This is a genomic window from Streptomyces sp. ASQP_92 (assembly GCF_025399895.1).
GTDB lineage: Bacteria > Actinomycetota > Actinomycetes > Streptomycetales > Streptomycetaceae > Streptomyces.
Genome location: NZ_JAODUA010000002.1, coordinates 163,002 through 185,336 on the forward strand (window position 1 = coordinate 163,002; position 22,335 = coordinate 185,336).

The window sequence follows — 22,335 nt, forward strand, 5'->3', positions numbered from 1 at the left end:
ACGCTGCTCAACGCAGTTGGCGGCGGACCAGTTCGTGCAGGCGCCCGTGGGGGTCGGCGAGGAGTTCGGCGGGCGGCCCCTGCTGGACGATGCGGCCCTCGGACATGACGATCACCCGGTCCGCGTCCAGGACGGTGGAGAGGCGGTGGGCGATCACGAAACGGGTCGCCCTGAGGGCCTTGGTGCTCTCGATCACCGTGCGCTGGGTCTCGTTGTCCAGGGCGCTGGTCGCCTCGTCGAGGAAGAGGACGCGCGGGCGCCGCACCAGTGCCTGGGCGATCATCAGGCGCTGGCGCTGGCCGCCCGAGATGGCGCCGCCGCCGGAGATCATGGTGTGCAGGCCCATCGGCATCCGCTTGATGTCCTCGGCGAGACCCGCCATCGCCACGGCCTCCCACACCTCCTCCTGGCTGTACACCTCGGCCCCGCAGACGCAGTCCAGGATCGACCCGGTGAGCGGCTGGGCGTTCTGGAGCACCACCCCGCACTGGCGGCGCACGGCCGCCCGGTCGAGGGCCGCCAGATCCTGGCCGTCGTACAGGACGCTGCCGGAGACCGGGTCGTCGAAGCCGATGAGCAGCCTCAGCAGGGTCGACTTGCCGCAGCCGCTGGGCCCGACGACCGCCACGAACTCGCCCGGCGCCACCTTCAGCGACACGTCGTCCAGGACCAGCGGACCGTCGTCGCCGTAGCGGAACGACACACCCCGCGCCTCGATCTCCCCGGTGAGCTCACCGGGCCGGGTACCGGCCCCGCGCACCTCGGGCGCCTCGTCCAGGACCGGCTTGATCTGCTCGAACAGGGGCAGCACCGCGGCCGCCGAGACGAAGGCGCCGGTCAGTTGCGTGACGGCGGTGAGCAGCATCGTCACGGCCGTGTTGAAGGTCAGGAAGGCGCTCGCCGACAGCGTGCCGCGGGCGGGACCGGCGAGGAGGACGAACATGAGGAGCGAACACAGCGGCAGATAGACGGAGTTGAGGACCGTCGTCAGGTTCGTGATCCGGCCCGCCCGCTGTTGCAGCTCACGGCTGCGGGCGAACTCCGCCGCCCACGCCCCGTACGCGAAGCTCTCCGCCGCCGCGACCCGCAGCTTGGGCAGACCGCGCAGGGTCTGGAACGCCTGGTTGTTCAGCTTGTTGCCCAGCTCGACCAGGCGGCGCTGCCAGCGCAGCTCCCACATCCCGAGGGTGAGGAAGACGGCGACGATGACGATCAGCAGGGCCACGGTCACCAGCGCCAGCGGCACACTGAAGCACAGCAGCAGGACGAGGTTCATCACACCGACCGTGCCCGCCTGCACAACGACCGGCCCGATGCCCGAAAGGACCCGCCGGATCGCGCTCACGCCCATCGCCGCACTGGCCAGCTCACCGGTGGAGCGCCCGGCGAAGAACCGGGTGGGCAGGCTCAAAAGCCGGTCCCAGACGGCGGGTTGCAGGGTGCTCTCGATCCGTCCCTCCATCCGCAGCACGGTGAGGTTCTGGAGCAGCATGAACGAGGCGGAGACGATGCCGGTCACGACCACGGCCAGCGAGACCTGCACGATGAGGCCGCTCTGGGCGCGCGGCACATACACGCCGAGGACCTGTCCGGTCGCGATCGGCACCAGCGCGCCGAGCGCCACCGTCACCAGGGCCGCGAGCAGCAGCCGGCGTACGTCGGCGCGGGTGCCGCGCAGGCTGAACCGGAGCAGGCCCCACGTGCTCAGCGGCTGGTCCGGCAGCGGCCGGTAGAGCATGACGGCGCGCCCCTCGAACTCCTCGGCGTTGCCGGCGTCCACCCGGGTGCGCCGACCGGAGAGCGGATGCACCGCCTCGTACCCGCCGCGCCGCCACAGCAGGGCGACGGGCGTGCCGCTCGCTCGCCGCCCGACCAGCGGCCCCGCGTCCTCGCGCCACCAGCGCCCGGCGAGCCGGATGGGCCGGGTACGGATCCGGGAGGCCATCGCGACCCGCTCCACCGGATCGACGCGGTCGCCGGCCGCGCCGTCGAGGGACGGGTCCGCGAGCGTGATCCCGGCCGCGTCCGCGACCAGCCGGCAGGCCGCGTAGGTCGCGTCGTCGGCGGAACCCGCGGTGCGCGCGGGCGCCTTGCGGGTGCGCCCGATGGAGGTGAGCAGAGCGCGGTCGGCCTCCTCGCGGACGGCCTCACCCGCCTTGATCCCGGCCGCCGTACGGTCCTCGTGGGCCCGCTCCACGCGCTCGATCCAGCGGTCGAGGGCGGAGAGCAGCCGGTACTGCCGGTTGACCATGCCCTGCCACAGGGCCCCGTCGACGAGCAGGTCACCGGCTGCCTCGGCACTGAACGCAGCGCCGTACTGCACACTGCCCGGTGCCACCGGAAGCCACAGGATGTCGTCGTCGGCCACCGACTCGTCGGGCGCGGTCCGCCCGTCCAGCGGCGCCTCGAACAGAACCCGTTGGCCGCGCCCGACGCCCAGCGAGAAGGCGTGTTCCACCAGGCTGAGGGCCGCGTCCCCGGAGTCGTACCGGCTCGGGTGGGCGGCCCCGTACCCGTCGTAGTGCGGTTCGCGGTACAGCTCGCGCAGCGGAATGCGGCGCAGTACGCACTCCCGCAGGGGCCGCCCCACCAGCGTGTGCCGAGGGCCCTCGACGGGGCCGAGCAGCAGGGTGCCCGGTTCGAGCCGGCCCAGGAAGTGCCAGTGCCCCTGCTCCGCCGCGTCCACCGCGAACAGGTCCAGCGCTCCGCCAACCACGAGCCACAGCACCTGGGGGCCCTCCAGGGAGAAGCCTCCGGTGCCGGTGCAGTCGATGGGCTGCCCCAGCCCGCCGAGCGCGCCGACGACGGCGTCCTGCCCGGAGGCGTCCTGGGCCGTCCACGGGTGTACGGAGGTCACTCAGTGCTCCCCGACCAGCTCGGCGTACGGCCCCCGGGCGGCGACGAGCTCCTCGTGGCGGCCGCGCTCCACGACGGTCCCGTGGTCGAGGACCACGATCTCGTCGCTGTCGCGCACCGTGCTCAGCCGGTGGGCGATGACGACACAGGCGCAGCCGCGACGGCGCAGGTTGTCGATGATGGTGTGTTCGGTCTCGGCGTCCAGGGCGCTGGTGACCTCGTCCAGGACCAGGATGCTGGGCCGGCGCACCAGCGCCCGCGCGATCTCCAGGCGCTGGCGCTGGCCGCCGGAGAAGTTGCGCCCGTCCTGCTCGACCCGGCTGTGGATGCCGCCCGGCCGGCGCGCGACGACCTCGTACAGAGCCGCGTCCTTGAGAGCGGCCACCACGGCGTCGTCCGGGATCGAGGGGTCCCACAGCGCGACGTTGTCCCGCACCGTGCCCTCGAACAGGAAGACGTCCTGGTCGACGAAGGACACGGACGAGGCGAGGGCGCCGCGCGGGATGTCCTCCAGGCGCTGCCCGTCGATGCGGATGGTGCCCTCCCACGGTGCGTACAGACCCGAAATGAGCCTGGAAACGGTCGACTTGCCGCTTCCCGAGCCGCCCACCAGGGCCACCTGCTGCCCCGGCCCGACCGTGAGCGAGAACCCGGAGAGCAGGGGCTTGTCGAGCGGGCTGTAGCCGAAGGTGATGCCTTCGAGGCTGACATGGCCCTTGAGACGGCGGGTGCTCGCGGCCGGCTCGCGGCGGCTGTGCAGCGCGTCCACGGGGAAGTTCTCGACGTCTTTGAGGCGGGCCACATCGGCCGCGAAGTCCTGGATCCGGCCCGCGACGCCGTTCAGCCGTGTCACCGGCGCCGTGAAGCGGGTCACCAGCGCCTGGAAGGCGACGAGCAGACCGATGGAGATGTGCCCCTCCACCGCCCGAAGCCCGCCGATCCACAGGATGAGCGCGCTGTTGAGGGTGGCGAGCGCGGGGGCGACCACACCGAGCCAGGCGCTCGGCACCCCCAGGCGCTGCTGCTCCTCCAGGGTGGTGGCGTGCTGCCCCGCCCAGCGCCGGAAGAACCCGTTCTCACCGCCGGTGGCCTTCAGCGTCTCGATCAACTGGAGCCCGGTGTAAGCGGTGTTGGTGAGCCGCGCGCTGTCGGCGCGCAGCTTCTGCGTACGGGTGGCCCGCAGCCGGACCACGACGCGCATCGCGACCACGTTGAGCAGGGCGATACCCACCCCGATGACGGTGAGCTGGGGATCGTAGGTCCACAGCAGGGCGGCGTACAGCAGCACGACGACACCGTCCACGGCCGCCGCCGTCAGATCGCGGGCCAGCGTCTCGGCCACCGCGTCGTTGGACTGGAGCCGCTGGACGAGGTCGGCGGGGCTGCGCTGCGCGAAGAACGTGACCGGCAGCCTGAGCAGATGCCGGAAGAAGCGGGCGCTGCTGAGCGTCGAGGAGATGACGCGCCCCCGCAGGAGATTGGCCTGCTGAAGCCAGGTGAGCACGACGGTGAGGGCCACCATGGCGCCCATCGCCGCGAACAGCACGCCCAGCAAGGAAGTCTGATGGCCTATCAGGAAAAGGTCGATGTAGGTGCGGCTCAGCGCGGGCAGCGCGGCGCCGACGGCGACGAGCAGCAGACTCGCGAGCAGCGAGGCCAGCATCGTGCCCGTGGTGCCGCGCAGTCGTGCGGGCAGCGCGGCCAGCACGCCGGGCTTGCGCCCACCGGGGCGGAAGTCGGGGCCGGGCTCCAGGACCAGCACGACCCCCGTGAAGCTGGTGTCGAAGTCCTCCGACGCCACGAACCGGCGTCCCTTGTCCGGGTCGTTGATGTGCACGCCCCGGCGGCCGAGCCGACGCCCCATGCCGTCGTACACGACATAGTGGTTGAACTCCCAGAACAGGATGGCGGGCGCCTGGACCTCGGCGAGTGCGGCCGGTTCCATCTGCATGCCCTTGGCGGTGAGGCCGTAACCGCGCGCCGCCTTCAGGACGTTGCTGGCCCGTGAGCCGTCGCGTGAGACGCCGCACGCGATGCGCAGCTCCTCCAGCGGGACATGGCGTCCGTGGTGGGCGAGGACCATGGCGAGGCAGGCGGCGCCGCACTCCAGGGCCTCCATCTGGAGGACGGTGGGGCTGTGCACCGCCTTGGCCCGTGGAGCCCTCGGCGTTCGGCGCGCCCGCGCACGGCGCCTGCCGCCGGGCGGCTCCGCCGGGCGGCGCCGTCCGTGACCGGGGGGCGGGAGCTGGGAGGTGGAGGTGCGGGGTGCGGTCACGGGAGCAGCCAATCGAGGGGGCGCCGGTCGGCCAGGTGGACCGTGCCGGTGGCCGGGGTCATGGAGTCGACCGCGTAGGGCGGCCCGTCCGCCGACGACCAGCGGTAGCCGGACTTCGTGCCGGGCATACGGTCGAGGCGCACCAGGACCGGCACCGGCATGCCGTCCCGCGAGAACTGTTCGGCGAGCTGGTCGTCGCCGAGGAACGCGGCGATCTGGCGGGGGGTCTGCGCCGTCCTGCCGACGGCGGCCACCGTCCCGCGCAGCACCCCGTACCGCTCGGTCGGCACGGACTGCACGGCGAGGTCGACGGCCGCGCCGACGGGGACACCGGCCGCGCTGTCGCCGGGCACGTACACCATCACCACCAGGGGATCGTCGGGGCCGTCCGTGCGCTCCACGCTCGCCACGTGGGCACCGGTGGCGATGACCGAGCCGATGGTGGCGGAGAGACTGGTGAGACGGCCGGCGGCGATCGCGTGGACGACCCGGTCGCCCTGGGGCGTGTGGACCTTCAGGAGCGGCGCGTTGGCCGCCAGGGTCGCGCCCTCTTGGGCGAACATCCCGGTGACCTGGCCCTCGACGGGGCTCTGGAGGATGTAACTGCCCTGCGCGTGGGTGAGGATGCCGGGTGCGTCGATCGTGGAGGAAAGGGACCCCGTCACGGCCCAGAAAGAAGCGGCCGCCATGACCAGAACGGTGATGAGAAGGACAAGTCGTCCTTGCGGGCGCGCGAAACGCACGGGCAGGTCGAGTTCTTCGGGCGACTGCAGTTTGGAAAGGGCTTGCTGACGAAATTGCACGGAACTCTTTCCTCACCCGCGAAACATTCGCAAACCGTTGACCGTCGGCAATGAGCCCCGGAACCGAGCGGTTCCGGGGCTCGTGCGCGATCTCAGAGACCGGCGACGAGACCGGTGGCCAGGCCCGTGACGGCGCCCGTGTTCACGCCGGTGACCGAGCCGACCAGGCCGGTGACCGAGTTCACGATGCCCGAAACCGGCAGGACGGAGTCGGCGGTGCCGGTCACGTTGCCGAGCACGGTGCCCACGAGGCCGCCGGACACGTTGTCCAGGTCGGCGTCGGAGATCTCAAGGGTCTCGACCTGGGGAGCGTTGTTCATGGTGAGTACTGCCTTTCATGGGGACATTTCCTATCGGGAACACCTCGTCGGTGCTCCCGCAGTGGCCAGGATCAAAACACGCCGACGGCATGCACAGCCAATCGCCAAGGCGTGTTGTGACGGTTCCCCACCGGCTCGAATTGCCGTCACGTGCAGGCGCGTTCATGGTTTGGGAGCAGTTTCTTCACGAGCTTCACGAATCGAATTCCTCCGGGCTCGGCAGCGCTTTTCTCAAGTGGGACACTCCCGCACCAATGCCCCTCGGCCCGCCCCCGCGCCGGAGCGGGCTCGTGGTCGCGGTGACGGGTCCGCGCACGCGATGTGCAGATTCTCGGAAGGAGCCCTTCCGCTTGCCTCGCGGGCACGGACCGCCCACGGATGACACGCGTCAACGGCCTTGCAGCGCCTTGACGTTGGAGCCGAACGTCCAGTTCCTCGCACCGTCCCAGTTGAGGGACCACGTCATCAGACCCTTGAGGGCGCCGCCGTAGGCGTTCCACGCCTGCGCCACCTGACCGGTGGTCATATAGCCGCCTCCCGCGCCCGGCTGGGCCGGAAGTCCGGGCACCTGCTTGTCGTACGGGACCTTGATCGTGGTGCCCTGGACGACGAGCCCCTTGTTGAGGCAGGTGGTCTGCGCGGTGAACCCGGCGACGGTGCCGGCCTCGTAGGAGTCGCCGGAGCAGCCGTACATGCTGCCGTTGTAGTACTGCATGTTGAGCCACCACAGCCGGCCGTTGTCCGCGTACTTCTTCACGATCGGCAGATACGCGCCCCAGATGGAGCCGTAGGCCACGCTGCCGCCGGTGACATAGGCCGTCTCGGGCGCCATCGTCAGGCCGAAACCGGCCGGCATCCTGGCGAGCACGCCGTCGATGATGCGGATCAGATTGGCCTGGGAGGCCGACAGGGTGGTGATGGAGCCGCTGCCCACCAGGCCCGTCTCGATGTCGATGTCGATGCCGTCGAAGTTGTACCGCTGGAGGATCGGCACGATCGACGCCACGAAGCGGTCGGCCACGGCGCTCGAACTCAGGTCGATGCCGGCGGCGGCCCCGCCGATCGACATGAGGAGGGTCTGTCCCGACGCCTTGGCCTGGCACATCTCGGCGGGAGTGGGCACCTTCACCGTCGCGTCCATCCCGTCCTCCCACAGCACCGTGCCGTCCGAACGGATCACGGGGAAGGCCGTGTTGAGCACGTTGTAGCCGTGGGCGGCGATGCGGGAGTCGGTGATCGGGATCCAGCCGAGCGGCGGATGAACGCCGTTGGACGCCCCGTCCCAGTTCTCCCAGTACCCCTGGAGCACCTTGCCCGAGGGTCTCGGCTTCACCGCGCAGGTGTCGGCCCGGGGCGCACTCGGCGCCGCGCTCACCGGAGTCTGCGTCGCGAGCGCGAGCACGAGCCCGGCTCCCAGCAGACGTAACGTACGACCGATCATGCTGTGCTCCTTGCCTCCGGGAGCGCCCGCGACGGGGCACGGCCGCTCCTGGACCGTGGGGGGACCTGAGGAGGTGCGAGGGGGGTGGCGCCCCACACCGTAGATTGGTCCAGACCTTCCGTCAATCGGGTCGGCGGCTGAAGTCCTGGACCTGTCGGAGCGTCAGGAGGCGTGCGGCAGAGGGCAGTTGGGCATGAAGCGGCCGCAGGGGACCCGGCGCCGCCTACTTGGCGGCGGCCCGCCCCACCGACTCGACCAGCGGGAGCAGCCGGTGCGCGACGCGCTCGCGCAGCGCCACTTCGGTCCGGGTGCGGACCACCCCCGGAAGCTGGATGAGCCGCTGGATGACGTCTTCGAGGTGCTCGTTGTCGCGCGCGGCGACCCGGGTCAGCAGATCACCGCCACCGGTGATCGAGAACGCCTCGATGATCTCGGGCACCGCCGCCAGCGCGTCGCCGACCTCGTTCAGATGCCCCTGGGTCACCTCGATGTGGACGAAGGCGAGCACCGGGTGGCCGAGCGCCGCGGGGGAGAGCACCGGGCCGGTGCCGGTGATCACGCCGTCCCGCTCCATGCGGTCGAGCCGGGCCTGGAGCGTGCCGCGCGCGATGCCGAGGATGCGCGCGTACTCGCGGACGCTGGTGCGGGGCTGCTCGATGAGCAGACGCAGGATCCTGGTGTCGAGCGAGTCCACCGTCACGGTCCGTTGGCTCCTTCTGGTCCTGCCGATACGGGTGCCGACAGTACCAATGGCGCCCCGAACCGGACGGAGACGTACCGAAGGGCCGGGAGCGCGCCCGGGCACGAGATGCCGGCGGACACCGACGCCCGCGGGCCGGATGGGAGAGGATGGCCGGATGAATACTGGAGAGCTTGTGGCGGACGCGCTCGGACGCGTCCAGGGCGAAGTGCACGCCGCCGTCAAGGGTCTGTCGGCCGAGGACCTCGCGTTCCGGCCCGACGACGAGGCCAACTCGATCGCCTGGCTGATCTGGCATCTGACGCGGGTTCAGGACGACCACATCGCGGATGCCGCCGACCGGACCCAGGTGTGGACCGACCAGGGCTGGGCCGAACGGTTCGGCCTGTCGCTCGACGACGAGGAGACCGGCTACGGGCACACGACCCAGCAGGTGGCGGCGGTGCGGGACGTGTCCGCCGAGCAGCTGCGCGGCTACTACGACGCCGTCCACGAGCAGACCCTGTCGTTCGTCCGCGACCTTGACGACGCGTCGCTCGACCGGATCGTCGACGAGCGCTGGACGCCCCACGTCACGCTGGGCGTCCGCCTGGTCAGCGTCATCGCCGACAGCCTCCAGCACGTCGGCCAGGCCGCGTATGTCCGGGGTCTGCTGAAGCGCCGGTAGACGCGCGGGCGAGTGCCGCGTGCCCGTCGGTGACCCCCGTCCGCCGGCGGGCACGCGTGCGTGCGGGGCGCGGGGCGCACCCGGCGGTGGGGCCGACACTGGGCCGATGGGCCCCCATGGACGGAGGAACGCCGAACCAGCTGGGCCATTGGCCCAGTCTCGCGGGGACGAGTTGAGCCATTGGGCTCAGGATGTTGTCATAGGCGAGTCGATGGCGCTGTGGTCTCCGCAGCGCCTTTCTCATGTCCGGACGGGAAAAGGAGCAGTGGGTCAGTGGTGAAGAGGGTGTTCGTGGCTCCCGACCCGGGACGGCTGCGGCTGCGCGCCGCGACACGTGCCGTGCTGGGGATCGGGCTCGCGGTCGTGGCGTGCGGCACGGTCGGTCACTCACTCGTGGCGGCCATCACCGGTGGTCTCGCCGCCCTGCTGGCCCTTTTCACCGTGACGGACCCGAGCGTGCGGAGCCAGGCGGTGACCACGGCCCTGCTGCCGGTGGTCGGCCTGCCGGTCTTCGCCCTCGCGGCCGTGCTCCACGGCCACCCCTGGGCGCGCGACCTGGCCTTCCTCGCCATCGTGGGCGGTGGCGTCTACGCGCGCCGCTGGGGCCCGCGCGGCCATGCGCTCGGCGTGTTCGCCTTCATGGCGTTCTTCGTCGCGCAGTTCCTGCACATGGTGCCGAGCCAGCTCCCCGAGCTGTATGTGGCCGTACTGCTGTCCCTGGCGATGGCCGCGGCGGTGCGCTTCGGCGCCTGGTGCTACGAGCGCCGCCACGCGGGACCCGTCGTGATGACGGCCCCCACGCCGGGCCGGGGCCTGTACCGGGCGACCACGCGCCAGGCCGTGCAGGCCGTGGCCGGAGCGGGCTTCGCCCTGGCCGTCGGCCAGCTCCTGTCGCCGGACCGCTGGTACTGGGCGGTCGGCGCGACCTGGTGGATCTTCGTGAACACGACATCGCGGGGCGAGACCCTCGTCCGTGGCTTCCGCCGGGTGCTCGGCACCGTCATCGGCGTCGGCGTCGGTCTGGCGGTGGCCGTACCGCTGCACGGAGCCCCCGTGCCGACCGCGGTGCTGATCGCGCTCTGCGTCTTCGGCATCTTCTACACAGCGGCCGTCTCCTACACCTGGATGATGCTCGCGGTCACGGTGATGGCCAGCCTGCTCTACGGACTCCTGGGCGTCCTCGACACCGACCTGCTCGCTCTGCGCTTCTTCGAGACGGGAGTCGGCATGACGGGATCGGTTCTCGCCGTGCTGATCGTCCTGCCGATCACCACGCACGCCACGACGGACGCCTGGGTGCGGCACGCGCTGCACAGCGTCCGGGCCTCCGCCGCGACGGCCGCCGCCCGCCTCGCGGGCGCCGACGCCGACCCGCTGCCGCACATCACCGAGCTGGAGTTCACCCTCCACAAGGTCCGGCTCTCGCTGGCGCCTCTCGTCCACCCGCTCAATCCGCATCGGGCGCGCAAGGCGCGGGCCCGGCAGGTCCTGGAATACCTCGACGACTGCGCCCGGCAGGCGCGTCAGCTCGCGGCTGTCGCCGCCGACGCCGAGGCCTCCCACGACCAGCGGCTGACCGCCGCGTGCGAGCGCGTGGAAGCCGCCGTCGCGGTGCTGGTCTCCGCCCCGTCGGCGGGGAGCCCGGCGGCCCGGGCGAGCACACCGGAACACAAGGACACCACCGTCGCGGCGGAGCACCCGGCCCTCGCCCATCTGCACGCCCTGGAGCGCGCGTTGGTGGGCCTGGGAAGGCCGCTCCAGGCCGCCCCCGGGTCGCCACTCGCCGACGCCTGACCGCGGCCTCCTGACCGCAGCCCGCCGACCGCGGCCTCCTGACCGCAGCCCGCCGACCGTCACCGCCCCGGCCGCCCGGCCCCAACTCCGGCCGTTTCGGCGCCACTTGAGGCTCCGGCGCACTGCTCTGCGTCACCATCCGGCCGGGGCCGTGGCACCCCCTGCTACGGTCGCCGCAGCACAGCTGTGTGCGGGCGGGTTCCGGCCGGCGGGACCGGTATGGGCGAGAGGGGTGGCACGGTGGGCACGGACAGGGCCGGGCGGGCATTCATCGGGTCGTTCACCACGGCGGGCGGGCGCGGGGTGACCGCGGTCGCCGTCGACGAGGAGACCGGGGCGCTGACCCCGCTCGGCTCGTCGGACCACGTCGCGAACCCCTCGTTCCTGGTCGCCTCGCCGGACGGAGCCGTCCTGTACGCCGTGGGGGAGAACGCCGACGGCACCGCCGCCGCCTTCGACATCCGCGGGGACCTGCCCCGGCCGCTCGGTGCGCCCGTGCCGGTGGGGGGCGCCGGGCCCACCCATCTCGACCTCGCCGCGGGGCACCTGCTGACCGCCAACTACGACTCCGGCAGCGTCAGCGCGCTGCCCGCGCTGCCCGGCGGCGGCCTCGGGCCCGCCGCGTCCGTCCTGGTCCACCAGGGGTCGGGCCCCGACCCCGACCGCCAGCGGGAACCGCACGCCCACCAGGTGCTCGCCGACCCGAGCGGACGCTGGATCGTCAGCGTCGACCTCGGCACCGACTCCGTACGCGTCTGCGCGCTCACCGAGGAGACCGGCGCCCTGAGCCTGCGTTCCGAGGCCGCGCTCCGGCCCGGCAGCGGCCCCCGCCACCTCGCCTTCCACCCCTTGGGCCGGCACGCCTACGTCCTCAACGAACTGGCGCCCACGCTGACAGTGTGCCGCTGGGACGCGGAGAGCGGCACCCTCGAACCCCTCCACGAGGTGCCCGTCGTCGAGGACGGCGCGCACGGCGAGATCTATCCCTCCGAGGTCGTCGTCGGCCGCGACGGACGCTTTCTGTGGGCGGCCAACCGCGGACACGACTCGATCGCGGTCCTCGCGCTCGACCCGACGGGCGAGAAGGCCGAACTCGTCACCACCGTGGACTGCGGTGGCCACTGGCCGCGCGACCTCACCCTGGACCCCGCGGGGCGCCGTCTGTACGCCTCCAACGAGCGCTCCGGCGACGTGACCTGGTTCGGCATCGACGCGCGCACCGGCGTCCCCACCCGCGCGGGCTCCCTTCAGGCACCCGCCGCCTCGTGCGTGGTCTTCGCCTGATCCCGCCCGGCGACGCGACGGGGCCCGCACCGGTCATCGGTGCGGGCCCCGCCTCTTCACGTCGTACGGACGGTCAGTGGACCGGCGATCCCTGCGCCTGCGGGGTGATCCCCAGCGCGGCCGCGTACTTCGACAGGACCAGCTTGCCGATCGCCGGGTAGGCGCCCAGCGCCTCGGCGACCGAGCACTCGGCCTCCTTGGCGGCGGCGTCGAGCAGCCCGTCGGCCACCTCCGGGCCGATCAGATACGGGGCGACGGCGAGCTGCACCGAACCCGAGCCGCGCAGCTGCGCGGCCATCGCCGCGATCGCGCCCTCCTGGTCGAGCGCGGCGGCCATCACCGGCACGGCGAGACGCGCGGCGAGCAGCATGCCGGTGATCCCCGCGGCCTGTACGGCCTCCTCGCCGCCCACCGTCGCCAGGATGATCCCGTCGGCGGCGGTCGCGACCGTGAAGAGGCGGGCGCGGTCGGCGCGGGCCAGACCGGCCTCGGAGAGCCGCACGTGCAGGCCCTCGGCGAGCAGCGGGTGCGGGCCGAGCACGTCGGTCAACTCGGCCGCGGCACGGCTGTCCATGACGGCCTGCCGTATCCGGCGGATCAGGGCGCTGTCGGGCCCCGCGAGCAGGGGGACCACCACGGCGGCCGGGCCCTGCGGGTCGGCGACCTCGCGGCCCGCCGCGCGCGCCTGCTCGGCACGCGCGGTGCGCTCGGCGGCGGTGTGGGCGAGCACGGCTTCGAGCGTGGGGTACTCGGCGGCCTCGGCCTCGGTGCTGTCCAGGTAACCGATGCGGGCGTGCAGGCCGGGCAGCTCGGAACGCGCGATGCTGATGACCTCGTCGGCCAGACTGCGCACAGCCGGGCCGGGAGCGCCGGGAACGGCGAGAACGAGCGCGGGCGCGCCCTCCGGAGCAACCACCGGCTCCGGGCGGCGGTGCCGGCCGGACTGACGGGGCCGCGGCATTCGTACGGGCAGGCCGGATGCCGGCCCAGTGGGGGTGCTCATGGCGTCGCATGCTACTGGTTTTGCGTGGGCGGCTGTTCGGGGAGGGGACAGCTGAGCGGTATCTGCCCCGATATTCCCGGAGAGTGGCATAAGGATCAACTGTCCTGGTCTGTCGTGGCCCTCACCCGGTCACGACCCACAACATGCGCGCATCCAGCGGCAGTCCCGGCTCCCCCTCGGCGAGCCCCGACGCGATGCGCAGGGCGCCCTCCAGCGGGTCCCCGGCCGCCTCGACCACGCGGGCGTACGGCAGTTGACGGCGGAGCTCCTCCTCCAGCGGTACGAGCAGAGGATCGCCGAGTTTCAACAGGCCGCCGGTGAGGGCGACGTGGGGCTGCTCGTCGGTGCCGGGCGGCGGGCAGACCGCGGCGGCGGTGCCGGCGATGTGCCGGGCCGCCTCCCGCAGGATTCCGGCGGCCACCGGGTCGCTCTGGGCGCATGCCGCGACCTCGGGCGCGAACGAGGCGAGCACGGCGGCCCGGTCGCCGCGCGGATACAGCAGCCCCGGCAGCTCGCCCGGAGCGCCGAAGGCCGCCTCCAGGCGGGCGAGGAGGGCCGCCGAACCGTTTGGCCGGCCGTCGTGGTGGCGCAGGGCCGCGTCGAGTCCCGCCCGGCCGATCCAGGCGCCGCTTCCGCTGTCGCCGAGCAGATGCCCCCAGCCGTCGGCCCGCCGCCAGCCGCTGAGGTCCGTGCCGAGCGCGATCATCCCGGTTCCGGCCGCGACCACCACCCCGGCCCGGCGGCCGAGCGCGCCCGCGTAGGCGGTGACCGCGTCGGCGGCCAGGGCGAGGGTGCGCACGCCCAGCGAACGCGCCAGGGCGCCCGGCAGTTCGGCCCGCAGTCCGTCCCCGAGCGTGGCCATCCCGGCCGCCCCGACTGCGGCGGCCGCGATCCGCTCCGCCCCGGTGCGTACGCTCAACTCCTCGACGGCGGGCAGCAGTTGGGCCAGAAGGTGCGCGGCGTCGATCCCGGCGGGGCCGGTGCGCACCGGCTCCTTCGAGGTGATGACCTCGGCCGGGGCGTCCGCGGTGGCCCGGCGCAGCGCGAACCGGACGCCGGAGCCCCCCGAGTCGACCCCGAGCACCCAGGGCGCGCCCCGGCCCGTCACGGCAGGCGCCAGTCGACCGGCTCGGCGCCCTGCCGCTCGAGAAGTTCGTTCGTACGGCTGAAGGGGCGCGAGCCGAAGAAGCCGCGGTCGGCCGACATCGGGGAGGGATGCGCGGACTCGATCGCCGGAAGGTCGCCGAGCAGCGGGCGCAGATTGCGCGCATCCCTGCCCCACAGCACCGACACGAGCGGGGTGCGGCGCGCCACGAGCGCCCGGATGGCCTGTTCGGTGACCTCTTCCCAGCCCTTGCCCCGGTGGGCGGCGGGCTTGCGGGGCGCCGTCGTCAGCGCCCTGTTGAGCAGCAGCACCCCCTGCCGCGTCCAGGGCGTCAGGTCACCGTTGGACGGCCTCGGCAGCTCCAGGTCGGAGCCCAGCTCGCGGAAGATGTTCTCCAGGCTGCCGGGCAGCGGCCGCACCTCGGGTGCCACCGAGAACGACAGGCCCACCGCGTGCCCCGGCGTGGGATACGGGTCCTGGCCGACGATCAGCACCCGCACCTCGTGGAACGGCTGCTGGAAAGCCCGCAGTACGTGCGCTCCCGACGGCAGGTAGGTGCGACCTGCCGCGATCTCCTGCCTCAGGAAGTCGCCCATCGCGGCGATCCTTCCGGCCACGGGTTCCAGTGCGTCCGCCCAGCCGGGCTCGACGATCTCTTTCAACGGTCGTGCTGCCACGGCCGTCACTCTACTGGCGCACCGCCCACGGCATGTTCGCCCCGGTCAACCGATCACCGCCGCCCGCACACAGAGCACGTCCGGCAGGTGCGAGGCGAGCAGCTGCCAACTGTCGCCGTCGTCGGCGCTCGCGTACACCTCGCCGTTGCGGTTGCCGAAGTAGACCCCCGCCGGATCGGCGTCGTCCACGCACAGCGCGTCGCGCAACACCGTGCCGTAGTGGGCTTCCTGGGGAAGGCCCGCGGAGAGCGGCTCCCAGTTCTTGCCCGCGTCCTCGGTGCGGAAGACGCGGCACTTGTTGTCGGCCGGCACCCGGTCGGAGTCCGCCGTGATCGGGAAGACATAGGCGGTGCCGCCCCGGCGGGGGTGGGTGGCGGTCGCGAAGCCGAAGGTGGAGGGCAGGCCGGCGCCGATGTCCGTCCACTGCTCGCCCGCGTTGTCGCTGCGGTAGACGCCCCAGTGGTTCTGGAGATAGAGCCGGTCCGGGTCGGCCGCGTCCTGGGCGACCTTGTGGACGCACTGGCCGAACTCCGGGTTCGGGTCCGGCAGGAAGACCGCGGAGACCCCCTTGTTGGCGGGCGCCCAGCTCGCCCCGCCGTCCCGGGTGCGGAACACCCCGGCCGTGGAGACGGCGACCGTCAGGGCCTGGCTGTCCCGTGGGTCCGTGACGATGGTGTGCAGTCCCTCGCCCCCGCCGCCGGGTACCCAGCGCGAGCGCGTCGGATGCTCCCACAGGGGCCGTACGAGCTCGAAGCTCTCGCCGCCGTCCTGCGAGCGGAACAGCGCGGCCGGTTCCGTGCCCGCGTAGACGACGCCCGGGGCCTCGGCCCCCGCGGGGCGCAGTTGCCACACGCGTTCCAGGGACGTGCCCGTGAACTCGGGGAACTTCACCGCGGGTTGCTTCGGCTCGACCCAGCTGCGGCCCAGGTCGTCGGAGTGGAAGACGGACGGCCCCCAGTGCGCGCTGTCGCCGCCCACCAGCAGCCGGGGGGCGGGGGAGTGCCGGGTGTCGATGGCGACGGAGTACACCGCCTGGGCGTTGAAGTGCGGGCCGTCGAAGTCCCAGGCCCCGCCTCGCCTCCGGCCCAGAAACAGTCCCTTGCGTGTACCCACGGTGAGCAGTACCTCGGTCATGCCGGTCCCTCCAAAACGCCGTTGTTCCGGATAGGGGCCAGTGTGCACCCGGCCACTGACAATGGCGTCCAGGGTCGGGGAATTGGCAGGTCAGAGCGGTTTCGTCGCGGGTTGGGTCAGCGCTTGGAGCAGATGCGGCAGAAAGCGCTCGGCGAGCGCCGCGGGCTCCAGCGCCCCGGGCTCGACGTAACTCTGTCCGAGCGCCCCTTCACGCAGGGCGACCACGACCCGCACCAGATCGGTCAGCTCTGCGCGCGGCTCCAGGCCGGCCCGCGTCAGGAGGGCGCCGAGCAGGGCCGCCGCCTCCTCGCGCAGCCGGGCGTCGTGGTCGGCGAGCCGGGCGGCCGCCCCCGGGTTGCGGATCGCGTACAGGGTGAACTCGGTGGTCACCAGGAACCAGGTGCGTTCGTCGGGCTCGATGTGTGCGAGCAGCGCCGCGATCCGCTCCGGCGACAGGTCGCGGTCCTCGGTCCGCGCGGCGAGCTGGGTGATCCGTTCCAGCTCGCGGGCGGCGTGTGCGTCGAACAGGGCGAAGAACAGCTCCTCCTTGGAGGAGAAGTTGGAGTAGAAGGCGCCGCGCGTATATCCGGCGCGTCGGCAGATGTCCTCGATCCGGGCCGCCCCGAACCCGGACTCCGCGAACACCTCCAGCGCGGCGTCGAGCAACCGGGCCAGCGTCCGTGGCCGCCGCTTCGTCGTTCCCTTGGGCACTGCTCGCTCCCGGACCCTTGACAGCGCGTGGGCGCTCGGAAAGCATCCAAGCGCGTATCGGATACGTGAATGTATCCGATGATGGCTCCCGGCGGCCCGTCCGGGCGAGTCCGGCAACTCCCATCAGGAGGAACCCTCATGACCGACTTCGTCACGGCTGCGGCCCCCGCCGAGGTGCTGGCGGACGCGGCGGGACCCCTGCCCGACGGGGTGACCGTGCCCATGCCGCCCACCTTCGAGGACGTGGCGCAGGAGCGGCGCCACCGCAAGGAGCAACTCGCCGCGGGCTTCCGCCTGTTCGGGCGCTTCGGCTTCTCCGAGGGCGTGGCCGGACACATCACCGTCCGGGACCCGGAGCACCCGGACCGGTTCTGGGTGAACCCGTTCGGCATGAGCTTCGGCCGGATCACGGCGTCCGACCTGATCCTGGTCGACCACGAGGGCAACCTGCTGCACGGCGCCCGCCCGGTGAACCGGGCGGCGTTCCTCATTCACGGCGCCGTCCACCGGGCGCGTCCCGACGCGGTGGCCGCCGCCCACTCGCACTCCTTGCACGGCAAGGCGTTCTCGTCCCTGGGGATCCCCCTCGACCCGATCACCCAGGACGCCTGCGCTTTCTTCGAGGACCACGGCCTCTACAGCGACTACCGGGGCGTCGTCAGTGACGCGGAGGAGGGCAGGCGGATCGCGGCGGCGCTCGGCGCCTACAAGGCGGTGATCCTCCAGAACCACGGGCTGCTGACCGTCGGCCACTCGGTCGCCGAGGCGGTGTGGTGGTTCATCACGATGGAGCGCTCCTGCCAGGCCCAGCTCCTGGCCATGGCCGCCGGCACCCCGCGTCACATCGACCGCGAGACCGCACTGCACACCCGAAGCCAGCTCGGCGGCCACTTCGCGGGCTGGTTCCAGGCCCAGCCGCTCTACGAGCAGATCGCCCACTCCGACCCGGACCACGTCAACTAGCCTGCCAGGCAAGGCAGTTGCAGGTTCCCCGAGACCGCCGCCGGGCCGGGCGCCGCGTGCTCAGACCGAGCGGTGGTACTGGTCGGGCACCCGCACCTCGGCGCCGAGTTCGCGGGCGGCCCGGCGGGCCCAGGAGGGGTCGCGCAGGAGTTCGCGGCCCAGCAGGATCGCGTCCGCCTCGCCGTTGGCGAGGATCTTCTCCGCCTGCCCGGGCTCGGTGATCAGGCCGACCGCCGAGACCGCGAGCGGGCTCTCGCGGTGGACGCGCTCGGCGAACGGCACCTGGTAGCCGGGCCCGACCGGGATGCGGACGCCCGAGGCGTTGCCACCGCTCGACACGTCGAGGAGGTCGACGCCGTGCTCCTTGAGCAGCGCCGCCAGGCGCACCGTGTCGTCCGGTGTCCAGCCGCCCTCCTCCAGCCAGTCGGTGGCCGAGACGCGGAAGAGGAGCGGCAGCTCCTCGGGCCACACCGCCCTTACGGCGTCGGTGACTTCGAGCGCGAAGCGGATGCGGTTCTCGAACGAGCCGCCGTACCGGTCGGTGCGCCGGTTGGAGTGCGGGGAGAGGAACTGGCCGATCAGGTAGCCGTGCGCGCCATGGATCTCGACGACCTTGAAGCCGGCGTCCAGGGCCCTGCGGGCCGCGGCCGCGAACTCGCCCACGATGTCCTGGATCTGATCAACCGTCAGCTCTGTGGGGACCGTGTGGTGCTCGTCCCAGGCCACCGGGCTCGGGCCCACCGGCTGCCAGCCCTCCTCGCTGTGCGGCGCCAGCGGGGCGCCTCCGCGCCAGGGGCGGTCCGTGGAGGCCTTGCGCCCGGCGTGCGCGATCTGGATGCCGGGCACCGTGCCCTGGCTCTCCAGGAACGCGGTGATCCGGCGCAGCGCGGTGACCTGGGTGTCGTTCCAGATGCCGAGGTCCGCCGGGGAGATGCGGCCCTCGGGGCTGACGGCCGTGGCCTCCACCAGGATCAGACCCGTGCCGCCGACGGCGCGGGCGGCGTAGTGGGCGAAGTGCCAGTCGTCGGCCACGCCCGCGTTCGGCCCGAAGGCCTCGGCCGAGTACTGGCACATCGGAGCCATCCAGACCCGGTTCGGGACGGTCAGGGAGCGCAGGGTGAGGGGTTCGAAGAGGGCACTCGCAGCAGCCACGGCATACTCCAGTCGAAACGGCCCGGGGCACCGGTGCGGTGCCGGGATCGCTTCGTACGATAACTCTCGTAGTACGGGAGATGTCAAACTACGACGGTCCTCGTACAATGAGCGGCGTGACCACCGCGACGAACACCCGTGAACTCGCCCACCCGGCGCGCGACGAGATCCGCCTGGAAGGCATCCTGCACGCGCTCTCGGACCCCATGCGGATGCGGGTCGTGCGGGCGCTCGCCACCACCGAGGGCGAGCTCTCCTGCTCGTACTTCGTGCTGCCCGTCACCAAGTCGACGACCACCCACCACTTCCGCGTGCTGCGCGAGAGCGGGGTGATCCGCCAGGTCTACCGGGGCACCGCCAAGATGAACGGCCTGCGCCGCGACGACCTCGACGCCCTGTTCCCCGGACTGCTCGACAGCGTTCTGGACGCGGCGGCCCGGCAGGCGGAGCGCCTCGGCGACGGCGCCTGAGGGCGGTACGGCTCAGCCCGCGTCGCCCGAGGCCGAGAGCAGTCCGTCCCAGTCGGGGATCTTCACCGAGCCGCGGCCCAGTGACCGGCCGAGCTCGGCCTCCGCCCGCTCGATCGCCAGCCAGCCGCGCCAGGTCACCGGGCGCAGCCCCAACTCCCGCAGGGCGTCCAGGGGTTCGGCCGGAACCGTCCGCCCGGCCAGGCGCGGCGCGTCCGCGAGGAGCGAGCTCACCGTCTCCTTCGCGCAGGGCCGGTTGGTGCCGATGACGCCCGTGGGGCCGCGCTTGATCCAGCCCGCCACGTACTCGCCCGGCGACGGGACGCCCGCGCGCCGCACCCTTCCCGCCGTGTGCGGCACGGTCCCGGTCGCCGGATCGAACGGGAGGCCCAGCGGAGGCACCCCGAGGTAGCCGACGGCCCGCAGCACCAGGTGCGCCTCGATGTCCTCGTACGTTCCGGTGCCGAGCACCCCGCCGCCGCCGTCCGGCGTCGTCCGCTCGAAGCGGACCGCGCCCACCCTGCCGTCCCGCTCCAGGATCTCCACCGGCCGCAGATAGAACCGCAGGTGCAGCCGCCGCGCACCGGGCCGCTCCGCGCGCCCCACCCAGCCGCGCATCACCTCCACATTGCGCCGCACCGGCCCCGGCAGCCCGGCCGGGTCGACGAAGTCGGGGTCCCGGGCCAGCTCGTCCACGCGCACCGTGACATCGGCGCCGGGCAGGGCGCCCAGCTCGCGCAGCTCCTTGGTGGTGAAGCGGGCCTGGGAAGGGCCGCGCCGGGCCGCCATGTGCACCTCGCGCACCCGGCTGACGGCGAGCGCGCCGAGCGCGGACTGCGGAACGTCGGTGGACCGCAGCTCGTCCGCGCCGCGCGCCAGCATGCGGGCCACGTCCACCGCCACATTGCCCGCGCCGATCACCACGGCCGAACGGGCGCCCAGCACAAAGCCACCCGGGTCGCTGTCGGGGTGCGCGCTGTACCAGGAGACGAACTCGGTCGCGGAGAAACTGCCCGGCAGCTCCTCGCCCGGGATCCCCAGATGCCGGTCGGACTTGGCGCCGACGCAGTACACCACCGCGTGGTAGAGCCGCAGCAGCAGCTCCGGCGAAACGCCGCCCGGGCCGACCTCGACATGTCCGAGGAAGCGGACCCGGTCGTCCTCCAGCACCGTACGGAGGTTGTTCTGGAGCGACTTGATCTTCTCGTGGTCCGGGGCGACCCCGTAGCGGACCAGGCCGTACGGGCACGGCAGCCGGTCCAGGACGTCCACCCGGACCTCCGTCACCGCGCTCTGTTCCACCAGACTCTGGGCGGTGTAGACACCGCTCGGTCCGGATCCGACGACGGCGATGCGCAGCATGGCGGGTGCTCCTCGGGAGAGAGAACCGCGGAAACCGCAGGGCCTTCAGGATGGCACCGCCGTGCGTGCCGCGGATAGACGTGCGCCGCCGGTCAGGCGACGGGCACCACCTTCGCCGGACCGGGGAGGGGCGCGGCGCTCACGGGACCGGAACCGGCGGAACGCCCAGCTCCCAGTCGAGCCCGTACCGCTGGAACAGCTCGGCCCGCAGCTGCACCGCGTCCATCGGGGCGCCCGGCAGCAGCGCGGCGAAGACCGCGCCCATCAGATTGGCCCGCAGCAGCGGGTACTCGGTGTCCACGTCCCGGGCGCCGTACCGCTCGACGGTGTCCCGCAGCAGGGCCGCGAGGCGCTGCTGCTCCGGGCACCGCACGAAGCCCTGGGCCTGGAGGATCCCCGCCATGTGGGCCCGCATGAGGACCGGCTGCTCATGGGTGAGGCCGAGGATCGCGTCGATCGCCCGGGCCAGGCGCTCGCGCCCGTCGGAGGGTCGGGGCTCCCGCTCCAGGCCCTCCTCCAGGGTCAGGTGCATCAGCCGGTGCACCGCGGACTGGAGCAGTTGGCGCTTGCCCGGGAAGTAGTACGACACCAGGCCGCGGGCCGAGCCCGCGCGGTCCGCGATGTCGGCGAGGGTCGTCGCCTCGTAGCCGCGTTCCGCCACCAGCTCCACAGTGGCCTGCAGCAGCCGCTCGCGAGAACGTCTGCGCAATTCTTCATTGACCGATGCGCTGCGCGGGGACATGCTGTAACTCCTGCGTTGACTGGCTCTGAGCCAATATACTCAGGCTGTCGCAGGGCGGTACCCCTTCGCCGGGGACCGACCTGGGCGCGGGCTGCTCGTTCGGGGTGACGCGGGGGATCACCCCGGACGGGTGGCCCCTCTTTCGCCCTTCTTCCGCCCTCAGCGGTCCTCTCCGGCCAGCGCGAGCACCGCGAGCAAGGCGTCCGGCCGCTCGTCCGCCGGCAGATGGTCCACGAAGTGCACCGCACAGCCGAGGGCCGCCGCGCCGCCGTCCGCCCGCCGGTCGTCGCCCACCATCAAGACCTCGGCCGGCTCCAGGCCGATCGCCTCGCACGCCGCCCGGAACAGACGCTCGCCGGGCTTTTGCACCCCGTGCTCGAAGGACAGCAGATACGCGTCGACGAAGTCGTCCAGGCCGTGCGCACGGAAGACCGGCCGCAGGTCCCAGCCGATGTTGCTCACCACGCCGACCTTGACGCCCCGCTCCCGCAGGGAGGCGAGCACCGGCTTGGTGTCGGGGTAGGGCCGCCAGGCCTCCGGGGTCATGTGGCGGTCGTAGAGCAGGTCGTACAGGCGCGGATCGGGCAGCTCCACCTCGCGGGCAAGGCCCGTGTACGTCCGGCGGTGGCGCTCGCCGTCCTTGTCCCGCACGCCCCACAACTCCGTGAGATGCGCGGGGATCCGCAGCGGGTTGGCGCCGCCGGGCAGGGCGCCGGCTTCCTCCAACTCCCGTGCGCAGCGCGCGAATTCATCGGCGGGCAGCGTGATCCCGCAGTCTTCGAGCACGGCGGACAGCCAGTCACCCACCGGCTCGACGCGAAAGAGAGTGCCGGAGAAGTCGAAGAGAACGCCCTTGATCGTCATGCCCGTGATCCTCGC

20 protein-coding genes are annotated in these 22,335 nt (G+C 72.6%); 5 read left to right on the forward strand and 15 right to left on the reverse strand.

Going from position 1 to position 22,335, the window contains the following annotated elements:
* Positions 1–7: 7 nt before the first annotated feature.
* The 6 genes from N4G70_RS06790 to N4G70_RS06815 all read right to left on the reverse strand — a co-directional run bounded on the left by N4G70_RS06790 (position 8) and on the right by N4G70_RS06815 (position 8,395).
* Entirely contained in the window at positions 8–2,857 is a 2,850-nt protein-coding gene (locus tag N4G70_RS06790) for an NHLP bacteriocin export ABC transporter permease/ATPase subunit (RefSeq protein WP_261711542.1), read from the reverse strand.
* Entirely contained in the window at positions 2,858–5,143 is a 2,286-nt protein-coding gene (locus tag N4G70_RS06795; protein WP_399034432.1) for an NHLP family bacteriocin export ABC transporter peptidase/permease/ATPase subunit, read from the reverse strand.
* Positions 5,128–5,934, reverse strand: a complete 807-nt coding sequence (locus N4G70_RS06800; protein ID WP_261711544.1) for an HlyD family efflux transporter periplasmic adaptor subunit — start codon at positions 5,932–5,934, stop codon at positions 5,128–5,130. The genes N4G70_RS06795 and N4G70_RS06800 overlap by 16 nt, the downstream gene beginning before the upstream one ends.
* Before the next feature lie 92 nt (positions 5,935–6,026).
* Complete coding sequence (locus N4G70_RS06805) at positions 6,027–6,254, reverse strand: type A2 lantipeptide (protein WP_120725641.1); 228 nt, start codon at positions 6,252–6,254, stop codon at positions 6,027–6,029.
* A 388-nt stretch (positions 6,255–6,642) separates the two neighbouring features.
* On the reverse strand, positions 6,643–7,695 hold the full coding sequence (locus tag N4G70_RS06810) for a chitinase (protein ID WP_261711545.1): 1,053 nt from the start codon (positions 7,693–7,695) through the stop codon (positions 6,643–6,645).
* A 223-nt stretch (positions 7,696–7,918) separates the two neighbouring features.
* Complete coding sequence (locus tag N4G70_RS06815; RefSeq protein ID WP_261711547.1) at positions 7,919–8,395, reverse strand: Lrp/AsnC family transcriptional regulator; 477 nt, start codon at positions 8,393–8,395, stop codon at positions 7,919–7,921.
* Positions 8,396–8,552: 157 nt separating this feature from the next.
* Here N4G70_RS06815 and N4G70_RS06820 point away from each other — a divergent pair, with 157 nt between their 5' ends.
* The 3 genes from N4G70_RS06820 (at position 8,553) to N4G70_RS06830 (ending at position 12,140) form a co-directional block, all read left to right on the forward strand.
* The gene (locus N4G70_RS06820; RefSeq protein WP_261711548.1) at positions 8,553–9,062 is read left to right on the forward strand and encodes a mycothiol transferase; all 510 of its coding nucleotides are present in this window, start codon (positions 8,553–8,555) and stop codon (positions 9,060–9,062) included.
* A 273-nt stretch (positions 9,063–9,335) separates the two neighbouring features.
* Positions 9,336–10,856 (forward strand): FUSC family protein, encoded by a 1,521-nt coding sequence (locus N4G70_RS06825; protein ID WP_261711549.1) that lies wholly within the window; start codon positions 9,336–9,338, stop codon positions 10,854–10,856.
* A 219-nt stretch (positions 10,857–11,075) separates the two neighbouring features.
* Positions 11,076–12,140, forward strand: coding sequence for a lactonase family protein (locus N4G70_RS06830; protein ID WP_261711550.1), 1,065 nt, complete (start codon positions 11,076–11,078; stop codon positions 12,138–12,140).
* A gap of 73 nt (positions 12,141–12,213) precedes the next feature.
* On the opposite strand, the gene N4G70_RS06835 is transcribed toward N4G70_RS06830, so the two are convergent.
* The 5 genes from N4G70_RS06835 to N4G70_RS06855 form a co-directional block, all read right to left on the reverse strand.
* Positions 12,214–13,143 carry a sirohydrochlorin chelatase gene (locus N4G70_RS06835; protein WP_261711551.1) on the reverse strand — a complete coding sequence of 310 codons (930 nt, stop codon included), beginning with the start codon at positions 13,141–13,143 and terminating at the stop codon, positions 12,214–12,216.
* A 121-nt stretch (positions 13,144–13,264) separates the two neighbouring features.
* Positions 13,265–14,251: an N-acetylglucosamine kinase gene (locus N4G70_RS06840; RefSeq protein WP_261711552.1), complete on the reverse strand. Its 987-nt coding sequence runs from the start codon at positions 14,249–14,251 to the stop codon at positions 13,265–13,267.
* Entirely contained in the window at positions 14,248–14,925 is a 678-nt protein-coding gene (locus N4G70_RS06845) for a uracil-DNA glycosylase (RefSeq protein ID WP_261711553.1), read from the reverse strand. Before N4G70_RS06845 ends, N4G70_RS06840 begins: the two co-directional genes overlap by 4 nt.
* A 45-nt stretch (positions 14,926–14,970) precedes the next feature.
* A complete protein-coding gene (locus N4G70_RS06850; RefSeq protein WP_261711554.1) occupies positions 14,971–16,059 on the reverse strand; it encodes an exo-alpha-sialidase in 1,089 nt (362 codons plus the stop codon).
* A gap of 90 nt (positions 16,060–16,149) precedes the next feature.
* Positions 16,150–16,770 (reverse strand): TetR/AcrR family transcriptional regulator, encoded by a 621-nt coding sequence (locus N4G70_RS06855; RefSeq protein WP_261711555.1) that lies wholly within the window; start codon positions 16,768–16,770, stop codon positions 16,150–16,152.
* 138 nt (positions 16,771–16,908) lie between these two features.
* On the opposite strand from N4G70_RS06855, the gene N4G70_RS06860 reads away from it, so the two are divergent.
* Complete coding sequence (locus N4G70_RS06860) at positions 16,909–17,733, forward strand: class II aldolase/adducin family protein (RefSeq protein WP_261711556.1); 825 nt, start codon at positions 16,909–16,911, stop codon at positions 17,731–17,733.
* A 60-nt stretch (positions 17,734–17,793) separates the two neighbouring features.
* On the opposite strand, the gene N4G70_RS06865 is transcribed toward N4G70_RS06860, so the two are convergent.
* Positions 17,794–18,885, reverse strand: coding sequence for an NADH:flavin oxidoreductase/NADH oxidase (locus N4G70_RS06865; RefSeq protein ID WP_261711557.1), 1,092 nt, complete (start codon positions 18,883–18,885; stop codon positions 17,794–17,796).
* A gap of 107 nt (positions 18,886–18,992) precedes the next feature.
* Between N4G70_RS06865 and N4G70_RS06870 the strand changes: the two genes are divergently transcribed.
* Positions 18,993–19,355, forward strand: coding sequence for a helix-turn-helix transcriptional regulator (locus N4G70_RS06870; RefSeq protein WP_261711558.1), 363 nt, complete (start codon positions 18,993–18,995; stop codon positions 19,353–19,355).
* Positions 19,356–19,367: 12 nt separating this feature from the next.
* On the opposite strand, the gene N4G70_RS06875 is transcribed toward N4G70_RS06870, so the two are convergent.
* The 3 genes from N4G70_RS06875 to N4G70_RS06885 all read right to left on the reverse strand — a co-directional run bounded on the left by N4G70_RS06875 (position 19,368) and on the right by N4G70_RS06885 (position 22,320).
* Positions 19,368–20,714, reverse strand: coding sequence for an FAD-dependent oxidoreductase (locus N4G70_RS06875; protein WP_261711559.1), 1,347 nt, complete (start codon positions 20,712–20,714; stop codon positions 19,368–19,370).
* A gap of 139 nt (positions 20,715–20,853) precedes the next feature.
* Entirely contained in the window at positions 20,854–21,456 is a 603-nt protein-coding gene (locus N4G70_RS06880; RefSeq protein WP_261711560.1) for a TetR/AcrR family transcriptional regulator, read from the reverse strand.
* A gap of 159 nt (positions 21,457–21,615) precedes the next feature.
* Positions 21,616–22,320 carry an HAD family hydrolase gene (locus tag N4G70_RS06885; protein WP_261711562.1) on the reverse strand — a complete coding sequence of 235 codons (705 nt, stop codon included), beginning with the start codon at positions 22,318–22,320 and terminating at the stop codon, positions 21,616–21,618.
* Between the last annotated feature and the right edge of the window lie 15 nt (positions 22,321–22,335).